The sequence below is a fragment of the Sagittula sp. MA-2 genome (assembly GCF_030126985.1).
Lineage (GTDB): Bacteria > Pseudomonadota > Alphaproteobacteria > Rhodobacterales > Rhodobacteraceae > Sagittula.
On sequence record NZ_CP126145.1, the window covers coordinates 4,624,808 to 4,637,121 of the forward strand.

Genomic DNA, 12,314 nt, shown 5'->3' on the forward strand with positions numbered 1-12,314 from the left:
GCGCGCGGTGCAGGCTGGCAGCATGACCCGCGCGCGATCCTTCTCCGACTCACAGGCGGCGCTCTTCGATCACGAGGAGGCGCCCCTGGCCGCGCTGGCACCGGCGGAGAAGCTGCCGTCCTACATCAAGGATCACCGCGCCCGGCTGAGGGAACGCTTTCTGTCCGGGGGGGCGGATGCCCTGCCGGATTACGAGATGCTCGAACTGGTGCTCTTCCGGGCGATCCCCCGCCGCGACGTGAAACCGCTGGCGCGGCAGTTGCTGGAGGTCTTCGGCGATTACAACGGCGTCCTGTCGGCCCCCGCCGCCCGGCTGGCAGAGGTCAGCGGCGTGGGGGAGGCGGTGGTCTGCGAGCTGAAGATCGTGGAGGCGGCGGCCCATCGGCTGGCCCGGTCCCGGGTGATGCAGAAGCAGGTGCTGTCAAGCTGGGACGCACTGCTGGCCTATTGCCAGACCGCCATGGCCCATGGCGAGATCGAGCAGTTCCGGGTGCTGTACCTCGACCGCAAGAACGTGCTGATCGCGGATGAGCGGCAGGCGCGCGGCACGGTGGATCACGTCCCGGTCTACCCGCGCGAGGTGGTCAAGCGGGCGCTGGAACTGAACGCCTCGGCGCTGATCCTCGTGCACAACCATCCATCGGGTGACCCGACGCCCTCGTCGGCGGACATCGAGATGACGGCGCAGATACAGGCGGCGGCGGAGGTGCTGGGCATCGTGCTGCACGACCACCTGGTGATCGGCAAATCACGGGAGCTGAGCTTCCGGTCGGAGGGGCTGCTTTAGGCCGCGTCAGGGCGTCACTTCACCCAGACTTCCACACGCCGGTTCACCTGCCGCCCCCAGGAGGTGTCGTCGCAGGCCATGGGCATCGCCTCTCCGAAGGCATCGAGGGCCAGTTCCACGCGACTGAGGTCGGCGGTTTCGGCGGTGACCTCGACAGCGGCCTTCACCGCCTCGGCACGGCGGCGGGCGATGGTCAGGTTGGCATCCGCAGGCCCGGCCCCGTCGGAGAAGCCGACGAACAGCAGCTTGCGCCCGTCATAACGCCCGGCCTCCAGATCGTGCGCCAGTTGCAGCACGTTGGAGCGGGACTGCGCATCCAGCCGGGAAGAGCCCGTCTCGAACCGGAAAGAGGTCGTCAGGCGGCGCATGGGCACCAGCGTGCCGGTCAGGCGCTTGAGGGTGGTCAGGCCGCCCTCTCCCTGCGCGGTGAGAATGGCGTTGGACAGGCGGTCGCCCTGCAGGTCGGCGCTGATCTCCTCCGCGGCCTGATCGACGAAACCGGCGCGGCGGATGACGATCTGGGCCTGCGGGCTGCGGGTGAAGCGCAGGAAGTCCCGCGCCAGCGCCGGCAGCCGCCGGGCAGGCACGTAGAGGAAGGCCGGGGCGGTCAGCGGATAGTCCTCGGTCTTCACGGCGCGGCGCGCGGCGCGCATCTGGAAGCCGCAAGGCCCCGTGAGGTCCAGCGCCTTGGCGTTGCCGATGTCGGAGAAGCTGGCCAGCCCGATGCCGAAGGGATCGCGCGTCACCGCCGTCGCCAGGGCCGTGTTGGAGCGGTGCCGCCTTGCGGGGCCGAGCGTCGCGCGGGCGGGCCGCAGCAGCCGGTCCTCGATGCCCTGCGCGAGGCCGGAGGCCTCGTCGCGCATGTGCACGGTGATCGGGGCGTCGGGGCCGCCGAAAGCCTGCCAGTTCGACTGGCTGCCGGACAGGATGGCCACGAGATCGGACATGGACAGAGAGTCGACCGGGTTGCCCGGCGCGACGATCGGCACCACCGCGTCTAGGGCGAGGACCGTCGAGCGGGTGGAGAGCGTCAGGTCGCCCAGCCCCGCCTCGCGCGCGCGGCGGGCCTCTTCCCGGCGGATTTCGCGCAGGGCCATGACGATGTCGGCGTCGTCCGCCAGAAGGTCGGCAAAGCCTTCGTCGGTGTTGGAGACGTGGACGTGGAACCGCCCCACCGTCTTGCCGGTGTCGTCGCTGGTCAGGTCGTAGCGGAAATGGGTGTCGTCGACCTTTGTGCGCTCTGCCGACATGGCGTTGCGCAGGGCGAAGGCCTCGATCAGGGCGGGCAGGAGGACCCGCCCGATGGTGGCGGAGCCGGAGACCTCGATCTCGGCCACATAGTCGACAAGGGAGGGGCAGCCGATGCCGATACAGCTCACGCCGGAGCCGTCCACCGTCAGCACGCCGAACTGGGTGTCGATGCGGTAGAATTCGCCGTCGAAGCCCAGGAGGTTGCCGCTCAGCTCGATGGAGCCGTCGCGTGACCGCAGCACGATGTCCTGTGCAAACGCCGAGGCGACCTGCATGAAAAGGAAAAGTGCGGCGAAAACCGCCGCACGTCTGATCGTCATGAAGGTCCTCGTCAGGCTTGCCGTTACCTCGCGGCGATTGTCAGGTCTTCGACGAGGTTTTTCAACACAAGAAAGTCACCGGCGCTTGTGCAGTCGGGCATGTCGAGCGTCAGGTTGCGGGTCCGCAGCTTGGCGTCGCCCCGCAGTTCGAGCGTCTGCGCCTCGACCGGCTGGTTGCAGTTGGTTGCGGTGATTTCTGCCTCGACGGTCAGGCGGACGTCGCCGCTGCGCTGTGCCGTGCCGGTGGGGAAGGAATAGACCTCCGCCCGCAGGGCATCGGGGGCATCGAAATGGCCGAGCACCGTCATGAAGCCGCCGTTGCCCTTCGCGGCAGAGCCGAGGTCGCCCGCCGCGCCGGACCAGACGTGGCCGGGGCCGAAGTAGTCCTCGGTGAATTCGCGGGCGTGCAGGCCAAGACCGGCATCGCCTTTCCACTGCACCACGACGCGGTCGTAGAACGGCAGGGAAGACACCTCGGTCATCGCGGTGGCGCCGTCGCCGGAGGCGAAGCTGGCGATGAAGAGGGCGTTTTCCGCCAGCGCCGGAACGGTCACGTTCAGGGTGCCGTCAGCGTCGGTCACATCTGTGAACATCATGCCGTGATGATGCAGGGTCACGCGCTCCGATGCGTTGCAGGGGGCGGAGAGCGTGAGGTCCACCATCGCGCCGGCGGTCGCAGCGGCTGTCATGGAGATGTCGCAGGACGCCACGGGGGCCGGTTCCCGCGAAGGGGCGGGGAGGGTTTCCATGTCGCGGTCATCGGCGGCGGCAAGGGTGATCACTGCCTCCGCTTCCACCTCGGGCTCGGGGGCGCGGGGTGCCATCGCCGGGATTCCGGTCATGACACCGGGCATCGCGGCAACAGCGGGGGCGGCGGCAAGCGTCACGGGGGCCGGGCCGGTGGTGCCCATGTCCTCGGCCAGCGGGGAGCGCGCGGCGCCGATGTTGCCGGAGGATGTGGGGGTCACGCCGGTCACAGCGATCTGCTGCCCGGTGGGGGCCAGCGCCTGCTGTTGGCCGGGCAGGGCCACGCCGTACTGCATGATGTAGCCGATCCCCAGCGCACAACACAGGGTGACGCCGCCAAGCACGAGGCTCTTCTTGTGGTTTTTCGTCAGTTCCAGCAGCTTGGACATTCCTTGGCTCCTGTCCTTTAGGGTCGGGGACGAAAATCGCTCGGAAACGTGGCCATCGTTGGGCTGCAAGGCGGACAGATCGCGGCGTTTCACCTATTTGGCGAAAAAATTAAGGAATTGTCACGGGATAATGCAAGAAACGAAGGGGTGCCCGTGGGTCACGGACACCCCTTTCTTAACCATTTGCGACTCGGGTCAGGTCAGGCTGCCGTGGCAGTGCTTGAACTTCTTGCCCGAACCGCAGGGGCAGGGATCGTTGCGGCCGGGGTTGCCCCAGGTCGTCGGATCGGTCTCGTCGAACGCGGGCGCCGCGCCGTCGGGGGCGGTGGCGTTCTCGTCCGGCAGGGCCGCCTGTGTGGAGGCCGCGTCGGCACGGGCCTTGAGCGCGCGCTGCATCGCCTCCTGCTGCTGGCGCAGCTCCTGCATCATCTTCTGGCGCTCTTCTTCGGTCATCGGGCGGACCTGTGCGAGCTGTTCGGTCACCGTCTCCCGCAGGCTTTCCAGCAGGTTCTGGAAAAGCTGGAAGGCCTCGGTCTTGTACTCGTTCAGCGGGTCGCGCTGCGCGTAGCCGCGGAAGCCCACGACGGAACGCAGGTGTTCCAGCGTCAGAAGGTGCTCGCGCCACTTCTTGTCGATGGTCTGCAGGAGGACCTGCTTCTCGATGGAGCGCATGGTCTCCGGTCCGAAGGCTTCCTGCTTCTCGGCCATGATCTTGTCGGACTCGTCACGCAGCCGTTCGGCGATCACATCCTGGTCGACGCCGTCCTCGTCGCCCCATGCCATCACCGGCGCGTCGACGCCCAGCTTCTCGATGCAGGCGGCGTAAAGGCCCTGCATGTTCCACTGGTCGGCGTAGGTCTTGGGCGGGCAGTAGGTATCCACCAGCTCGTCGATGATGTCGTGGCGCATGTCGGTCACGATCTCCGACAGGTCCTTCGCCTCCATGATCTCGCGCCGCTGGGCAAAGATCACCTTACGCTGGTCGTTCTGCACGTCGTCGAACTTCAGCAGCTGCTTGCGGATGTCGAAGTTGCGGCCCTCGACCTTCGCCTGCGCGCGTTCGAGCGACTTGTTCACCCAGGGGTGCACGATCGCCTCGCCTTCCTTCATGCCGAGCTTGCCCAGCACGTTGTCGAGACGGTCGGAGCCGAAGATCCGCATCAGGTCGTCTTCGAGCGAGAGATAGAAGGAGGAGCGGCCCGGGTCGCCCTGACGGCCCGAACGGCCGCGGAGCTGGTTGTCGATGCGGCGGCTTTCGTGACGCTCCGTCGCCAGCACGAAGAGACCGCCGGCCTCCTTCACGGCGCCTTCGTCGGCGGCGTGGGCCTGCTCGATCTCGGCGCGGATTTCGTCGGGGTTGCGGTCCGGGTGGGCGGCGATGGCCTCCATCACCTTGAACTCGACGTTGCCGCCCAGCTTGATGTCGGTGCCGCGCCCCGCCATGTTCGTCGCGATGGTCACCGCACCCAGCTTGCCGGCATCGGCGACGATCTGCGCCTCCTGCTCGTGCTGGCGGGCGTTCAGGACATTGTGCTTCAGCCCGACTTCCTGAAGCATGCGGCTCAGCATTTCGGACTTCTCGATGGAGGTGGTGCCGACGAGAACCGGCTGGCCCTTCTTGTGCGCCTCGCCGATCTCCTCGACGATGGCGGCGTACTTCTCGCGCGCGGTGCGGAACACCTTGTCGTCGTCGTCAATGCGGGCGATCGGGCGGTTGGTCGGGACCTCGACGACGCCCAGGCCGTAGATCTCCATGAATTCGTCGGCCTCGGTCACGGCCGTACCGGTCATGCCGCCCAGCTTGTCGTAAAGACGGAAGTAATTCTGGAAGGTGACCGACGCCAGCGTGACGTTCTCAGGCTTGATTTCCAGCCCTTCCTTGGCCTCGATGGCCTGGTGCAGGCCGTCCGACAGGCGGCGCCCCGCCATCATGCGGCCGGTGAACTCGTCGATCAGCACGACCTCGCCGTCGCGGACGATGTAGTCCTTGTCCTTCTGGAACAGCTTGTGCGCCCGGATCGCCTGGTTGACGTGGTGTACGACGGTCGTGGATTCCGGATCGTAGAGCGTTTGCCCCTCCGGCAGCAGGCCGCGGGCGTGCAGGTGCTCTTCGAGGTACTCGTTGCCCTCGTCGGTGAAGGTCACGTTGCGGGTCTTCTCGTCGACCTCGTAATGCTCTTCCACCAGTTCGGGGATCAGCTTGTCGACGGAGATGTAAAGCTCGGACCGGTCCTCGGAGGGGCCGGAGATGATCAGCGGCGTCCGCGCCTCGTCGATCAGGATGGAGTCCACCTCGTCGACGATGGCGTAGTAATGGTCGCGCTGGTGGATCTGGTTCAGCTCCGACTTCATGTTGTCGCGGAGGTAGTCGAAGCCCAGCTCGTTGTTCGTCGCGTAGGTGATGTCGCAGGCGTAGGCCTGGGCCTTCTCGTCCTCGGGCTGGCGCGGATAGACCGTGCCGCAGGTCATGCCGAGCGCGTTGTAGACCTTCGACATCCATTCGGCGTCGCGCGTGGCGAGGTAGTCGTTCACCGTGACGATGTGCACGCCGCGCCCGGTCAGCGCGTTCAGGTAGGCCGGGAAGGTGGCCACCAGCGTCTTGCCCTCGCCGGTCTTCATCTCGGAGATGTTGCCCTGGTGCAGGAAGATCCCGCCCATCAGCTGCACGTCGAAGGCGCGCAGGCCAAGCGCCCGCCTCGCGGCCTCGCGGCAGTTGGCGAAGGCTTCCGGAAGGATGTGGTCAAGGCTTTCGCCCTTCGCCACGCGTTCCTTGAATTCGGCGGTTTTCGCGATCAGGCCGGCGTCGTCGAGCTTCTCGAACTCGGGCTCCAGCGCGTTGATCTTTTCCACCAGCGGGCGGGTGGTCTTGATCTTGCGGTCGTTCGGCGTTCCGAACACCTTGCGCGCGATTTTTCCCAACATGCCTGGTTACCTGTTCCCGGTTTCGTGTGCGGCATCTGCTTGCCCGCCTCGTACCGAGCCCATATGACAGGCCAGGAGACCGGCCACGCAGGGCCCTTGCGGCATGTAGTCGGCAGGCCGGAAAGTGTCAACGCCGCCCGCTATCACGGGACAGGCATCAGGAGGACGGTATGTCTAAAACCACGCAAGGTCGGGTCACTCTCACGCTCAGCACGGCGCTGCTTGCGCTGACGCTGGCGATGCCCGCGGCGGCGGAAAGCGCTGGACAGGGACAGGAAACCACGACCGAAGGCCACTCGATGGATGCGACCGGGCAGGGCTCCGGCATGATGGCCGAAGGCGCGGCCGCTGAAGAGCCGGCCGAGGAGGCCGCCCCGTTCACCGCCGAAGACCTCGGGCGGGTCGTGGCGACGGTGGGCGGCACCGACATCACCGTCGGTCACATGATGGTCGCCAAGGCCAGCCTACCGCAGCAGTACCAGCAGATCCCCGACGCCCAGCTCTGGGACGGACTGCTGCAGCAGCTGATCCAGCAGGAGGTCCTCTCGCAGTCCAAGGACGCCGAGGAGACCGACCTCGTCCGGCTGTCGATGGAGAACGAGCGCCGCTCGCTGCTGGCGGCTGTGGCGATCACCACCGTGGCAGATCGCGCCGTGACCGAGGAAGAGGTGCTTGCGATCTACCAGCGCGACTACGTCGACGTGGAGCAGGGCAAGGAATACAACGCCTCGCACATCCTTCTGGAAACCAAGGAGGCCGCCGAGGAAGTGCTGGCCGAGGTCAAGGGCGGTGCCGACTTCGCCACCGTCGCGCGCGAGAAGTCGACCGGCCCCTCCGGCCCCAACGGCGGCTCGCTGGGCTGGTTCGGTGCCGGCATGATGGTGGAGCCCTTCCAGGTGGCGGTTGAATCGCTTGCCCCCGGCGACGTCACCGGACCGGTGGAGACCCAGTTCGGCTGGCACGTCATCAAGCTGAACGAGACGCGGACCCAGGAAGCGCCGGAGCTCGAGACGGTGCGCGCGGAAATCGTGCAGCAGATCCAGCAGGATAAGGTAGAAGAACACATCGACTCGCTGATGCGGCAGATGGACGTCACCCGGATGCCGCAGGGCACCGTCGATCCGTCGATCCTGTCCGAGACGCAGCTTCTGGAGAACTGAGAATGCCGCCGAAGTCCCCGCTTGCCCCGGAAACCTTTCCGGACCTTCCCGTCATCGCGGGCGTGCGCCTGTCTGCCGTTGCGGCAGGGGTGAAATACAAGAACCGCACCGACGTGATGCTGGCCGTGCTCGATCCGGGCTCGGTCGTGGCGGGGGTCTTCACCCGCTCGGCGACGCGCTCCGCCCCGGTCCTCGACTGCCAGGCCAAGCTGGCGGGCGAGGGCGGTGAAGGTGCTGCGATCCTCGTGAACTCCGGCAACTCCAACGCCTTCACGGGCCGGGCCGGCGACGGCTCGGTCGCGGCCATCTGCGCGGCAGTCTCCGCCGCCACCGGCCTCCCGGCGGAACGCGTCTTTACCGCCTCGACCGGCGTGATCGGCGTCCCGCTGCCGCATGACCGCATCATCGCGAAGCTCGACGAAGCGGTCTCCGCCCTCTCGGCAGAGGGCATCTCCGACGCGGCGGCGGCCATCATGACCACCGACACCTTCCCCAAGGGCGCTTCTGCCGAGGTTTCGGTGGGCGGCAAGACCGTGAAGATCGCCGGGATCGCCAAGGGCTCCGGCATGATCGCGCCCGACATGGCGACCATGCTGGTCTACATGTTCACCGATGCGAAGATCGGCCGCGCCGACCTGCAGAAAATCGTGTCTGAGGCCAACGCCCGCACCTTCAACAACATCACCGTGGACAGCGACACCTCCACCTCCGACTCCCTTATCATGGGGGCCACGGGGGCCTCCGGCGTCGATGTGACCGGCAATGCCGACTTCGCTGCGGCGGTGGAGGACGTGATGCGCGACCTCGCCCACCAGGTGGTCCGCGACGGCGAGGGCGCCACCAAGTTCGTGACCGTCACCGTGACGGGCGCGGCCACCGATGCCGACGCCCGCACACATGCCCTGTCCATCGCCAACTCGCCGCTGGTCAAGACCGCCATCGCAGGTGAGGACCCGAACTGGGGCCGCATCGTGATGGCCGTGGGCAAGTCCGGCGCCGCCGCGGACCGCGACCGGCTGACCATCCGCTTCGGCGATGTGCTTGTCGCGGAAAAGGGCTGGGTCGCCGAAAGCTACGCCGAGGAACAGGGTGCGGCTGTGATGAAGCAGGCAGAGATCCCGATCAACGTGGACATCGGCCTGGGCACCGGCACCGCCACCGTCTGGACCTGCGACCTGACCCACGGCTACATCACCATCAACGCCGATTACCGCTCGTAATCCACCGAAACGGCGCCCGCTCCCTCATCTTGGCCGAAATACCTCGGACTCGTGGGGGGCTGGCCCCTCACGAGCTTGCGCCAAAGGGAGCGCCGCCCATGAAGATCGTCCTCGTTTCCGCCGTAGCTCTCATCGACCCCGACGGGCGCGTGCTGCTCGCACAGCGCCCTGAGGGCAAGTCGATGGCCGGCCTCTGGGAATTTCCCGGCGGCAAGGTCGAACCCGGCGAAACGCCGGAGGCTGCCCTGATCCGCGAACTTCAGGAGGAACTGGGGATCGAGACCTGGGACAGCTGCCTTGCGCCGCTGACCTTCGCCTCCCACACCTATGAGACATTCCACCTCCTGATGCCGCTGTTCGCTTGCCGGAAATGGAAGGGTGTGGTGCAGGGCAAGGAGAACCAGGCGCTGAAGTGGGTGCGGGCGCAGCAACTCAAGGATTACCCCATGCCACCGGCCGATATCCCGCTGATTCCGATTCTCCGCGACTGGTTGTAAGGTTCCGGTTTGTCCACAGGTTAAGGTGGATTTTCGGTATGAAAGTTGAAAAATTCACCTAATCGTTTCCTGCGTGCACAATAAACCCGCGGAAACGTGTCATTTCTGTGACTTTAGAAGATAGTAATTTTGTCCGGTTACGGTATATTCGGCTGGGTCATCTGTGTCTGGGAGGATTTGACATGCTGAAGACGATCACGATCGGAAACTACATTTCCGTCCAGGGTATGCTTGAACAGCAACTGCCCGACGGTCGGATGTCGGTACGCGTAGGTAACACGGTCTACACGGGACACCCCGTGATGGGCAAAGCCGCCGCCTGACGACGGCTTGGTGACAGCGCCCTTCGGGGCGACTTTATGCGATTGGCGAAAAGGCTCCCGTTTGTTCGGGGGCCTTTCGTTCTTTCAGGCCGTCCGGAACGCGCAACCGTCTGCCTGGGAACAAAGGAAAAGGCCGCAACCCGGGTGGGTCGCGGCCTTGTTCATGTCTTGGGTGCGTCCGGGATCAGTCCAGCGTACGCACGATCTCTTCACGCTCGAAGATCTCGATGACGTCCTGCGGGCGGATGTCGTCGTAGTTCTCGAACGCCATGCCGCATTCCTGGCCGGAGATGACCTCGGCCACCTCGTCCTTGAAGCGCTTGAGCGTCTTCAGCGTGCCCTCGTGGATCACCACGTTGTCGCGCAGGAGGCGGACACCGGCAGAGCGGCGTGCCACCCCTTCGGTGACCAGACAGCCCGCGACCTTGCCGACGTTGGAGACCTTGAAGACCTCCTTGATCTCGGCGTAGCCGATGAAGTTCTCGCGCACTTCGTTGGACAGCAGGCCGGAGGCCGCTTTCTTCACGTCGTCCACGAGGTCGTAGATCACCGAGTAGTAGCGGATCTCTACGCCCTTCTGGTTCGCGGCATTTCGCGCCGGTGCGTTGGCACGGACGTTGAAGCCGATGACCGGGCAGCCCGACGCTTCGGCAAGGCCGACGTCGGTTTCGGTGATGGCGCCGACACCCGAGTGCAGCACGCGCACGCGCACCTCGTCGTTGCCGATCTTCTCCATCGCCTGAACGATCGCCTCGGCAGAGCCTTGAACGTCCGCCTTAACAAGGATCGGCAGTTCGGAGACGTTCTCGTCGTCCTTGGCCTTCTGCAGAAGCTGGTCCAGCGTGGTCGCTGCACCGGCGGCTGCGCGCTTCTCCTTGGCGGCGTGGGCACGGTATTCCGCGATCTCGCGGGCCTGTGCCTCCGTCTCCGTCACGTTGAGCACGTCGCCGGCTTCGGGCGTACCGTTAAGGCCTAGGACCTCGACAGGCACGGAGGGGCCGGCTTCCTTCACGCGTTCGCCCTTGTCGTTGATGAGCGCACGGACCTTGCCGTACTGCTCGCCCACGACGAAGATGTCGCCCTGCTTCAGCGTGCCCTTCTGCACCAGAACGGTGGCCACGGGGCCGCGGCCCACGTCGAGCTGCGCTTCGATCACGGCGCCTTCGGCGGCACGGTTCGGGTTGGCCTTCAGTTCGAGGATCTCGGCCTGAAGCGCGATGGCTTCGAGCAGCTGATCCAGGCCCTGGCCGGTATGCGCCGAAACCTCGACGTCCTGCACGTCACCGGACATCTCTTCCACCACGACTTCGTGCTGGAGAAGGTCGGTGCGCACCTTGGTCGGGTTCGCGGAATGCTTGTCGACCTTGTTGATCGCCACGATCATCGGGACACCCGCCGCTTTCGCGTGGGAAATCGCCTCGACCGTTTGCGGCATCACGGCGTCATCCGCCGCAACCACCAGCACGACGATGTCCGTCACCTGTGCACCACGGGAGCGCATGGAGGTGAAGGCGGCGTGGCCCGGGGTGTCGAGGAACGACAGCACCTGGCCGTCTTTCGTCGTCACCTGGTAGGCGCCGATGTGCTGGGTGATCCCGCCGGCTTCGCCGGAGGTCACGTTGGTCTGACGGATCGCGTCGAGCAGCGAGGTCTTGCCGTGGTCGACGTGGCCCATGATCGTGATGACCGGCGGACGCGGCAGAAGATCTTCTTCCTTGTCCTCGACCGATGCGATCACGTCCTCGACGTCGGAATCGGAGACGCGGGTCACGCGGTGGCCGAATTCCTCGATGATGAGTTCGGCGGTGTCCGCGTCAATCGACTGGTTCTGCGTCGCCATGATGCCGGACTGCATGAGCGCCTTCACCACGTCTGCCACGCGCTCCGCCATGCGGTTCGCGAGTTCGGCGACGGTGATCGCCTCGGGCAGCTTGACGTCGCGCACGACCTTCTCGCGGTTCTGCTGGCCGCCCATCGCCTTCTGGCGCTGGCGTTCCTGCTTGCGCTTCATCGCGGCGAGCGACTTTTGACGGCCACCCTCGCCACCGGAAAGCGCCTGGTTCAGGGTCAGCTTGCCCGAGCGGCGACCGGAATCGTCGCGGCCACGGCCACGGCCGCGGTCGTCGTTCTCGTTCTCGCGGCGGGCCGGCGGGGCCTTGTCCTTGACGTCGCGCGCCTTGCGGGCGGGCTCGCCTTCGGCGGGCGCGGGCTGGGCAGCGGCCTGAGCGGCGGCTTTCGCCTTGCGCTCTTCGGCTTCCTTCGCCTCGCGGACCTTGCGGGCCTCGTCTTCCGCCTTGCGGCGCAGGGCTTCTTCGGCCTCGCGCTGCTCGCGTTCCTTCTGTTCCTTTTCGGCGCGGAGGCGCTCACGCTCTTCGGCGCGGGCTTTTTCCTCTTCTTCGCGCTTGGCCTGTTCGTCGGCCTCGCGGGCCTTCGCGGCCTGAAGCGCCTTCAGGCGGCGCTCCATCTCTGCATCGGTAATGCCGGCCGGCCGCTTGCCCGAGCCGCCCACAGGGCCACCCTTGCCGCCGCCTGCGCCGGCTGCCGCACCGGCACCCGGCTTCGGCACCACAACGCGCTTGCGCTTGGTTTCCACCACGACGTTCTTGGTGCGTCCATGGCTGAAGCTCTGCTTCACGCTGCCGGACCGGCCGCCACCACGAACCCCCAGGGTTTTCTTGCCGTCGTTATCGCTCATCAA

The 12,314-nt window shown here is 66.2% G+C and carries 9 protein-coding genes; 5 read left to right on the top strand and 4 right to left on the bottom strand.

What is annotated here, in order from left to right; all coding sequences use genetic code 11:
• The first annotated feature begins 22 nt into the window (after nucleotides 1-22).
• Nucleotides 23-787, top strand: coding sequence for a DNA repair protein RadC (radC, locus tag QNI11_RS22470; RefSeq protein ID WP_283981870.1), 765 nt, complete (start codon nucleotides 23-25; stop codon nucleotides 785-787).
• Between the two features lie 14 nt (nucleotides 788-801).
• Here radC and QNI11_RS22475 read toward each other — a convergent pair whose 3' ends face one another.
• From QNI11_RS22475 to secA, 3 genes are all read right to left on the bottom strand, one after another.
• A complete protein-coding gene (locus QNI11_RS22475; RefSeq protein WP_283981871.1) occupies nucleotides 802-2,358 on the bottom strand; it encodes a phosphate ABC transporter substrate-binding/OmpA family protein in 1,557 nt (518 codons plus the stop codon).
• 23 nt (nucleotides 2,359-2,381) lie between these two features.
• Nucleotides 2,382-3,494, bottom strand: a complete 1,113-nt coding sequence (locus QNI11_RS22480; protein ID WP_283981872.1) for a translocase — start codon at nucleotides 3,492-3,494, stop codon at nucleotides 2,382-2,384.
• A 195-nt stretch (nucleotides 3,495-3,689) separates the two neighbouring features.
• On the bottom strand, nucleotides 3,690-6,416 hold the full coding sequence (gene secA, locus QNI11_RS22485; RefSeq protein ID WP_283981873.1) for a preprotein translocase subunit SecA: 2,727 nt from the start codon (nucleotides 6,414-6,416) through the stop codon (nucleotides 3,690-3,692).
• 170 nt (nucleotides 6,417-6,586) lie between these two features.
• Between secA and QNI11_RS22490 the strand changes: the two genes are divergently transcribed.
• The 4 genes from QNI11_RS22490 to QNI11_RS22505 all read left to right on the top strand — a co-directional run bounded on the left by QNI11_RS22490 (nucleotide 6,587) and on the right by QNI11_RS22505 (nucleotide 9,616).
• On the top strand, nucleotides 6,587-7,576 hold the full coding sequence (locus QNI11_RS22490) for a peptidylprolyl isomerase (protein ID WP_283981874.1): 990 nt from the start codon (nucleotides 6,587-6,589) through the stop codon (nucleotides 7,574-7,576).
• Nucleotides 7,577-7,578: 2 nt separating this feature from the next.
• Nucleotides 7,579-8,796 carry a bifunctional glutamate N-acetyltransferase/amino-acid acetyltransferase ArgJ gene (gene argJ, locus QNI11_RS22495; RefSeq protein ID WP_100928889.1) on the top strand — a complete coding sequence of 406 codons (1,218 nt, stop codon included), beginning with the start codon at nucleotides 7,579-7,581 and terminating at the stop codon, nucleotides 8,794-8,796.
• Between the two features lie 98 nt (nucleotides 8,797-8,894).
• Nucleotides 8,895-9,293 carry an 8-oxo-dGTP diphosphatase MutT gene (gene mutT / locus QNI11_RS22500; RefSeq protein WP_100928890.1) on the top strand — a complete coding sequence of 133 codons (399 nt, stop codon included), beginning with the start codon at nucleotides 8,895-8,897 and terminating at the stop codon, nucleotides 9,291-9,293.
• A gap of 182 nt (nucleotides 9,294-9,475) precedes the next feature.
• Nucleotides 9,476-9,616: a hypothetical protein gene (locus QNI11_RS22505; protein ID WP_198521699.1), complete on the top strand. Its 141-nt coding sequence runs from the start codon at nucleotides 9,476-9,478 to the stop codon at nucleotides 9,614-9,616.
• Between the two features lie 184 nt (nucleotides 9,617-9,800).
• On the opposite strand, the gene infB is transcribed toward QNI11_RS22505, so the two are convergent.
• The gene (gene infB / locus QNI11_RS22510) at nucleotides 9,801-12,311 is read right to left on the bottom strand and encodes a translation initiation factor IF-2 (RefSeq protein WP_100928891.1); all 2,511 of its coding nucleotides are present in this window, start codon (nucleotides 12,309-12,311) and stop codon (nucleotides 9,801-9,803) included.
• Between the last annotated feature and the right edge of the window lie 3 nt (nucleotides 12,312-12,314).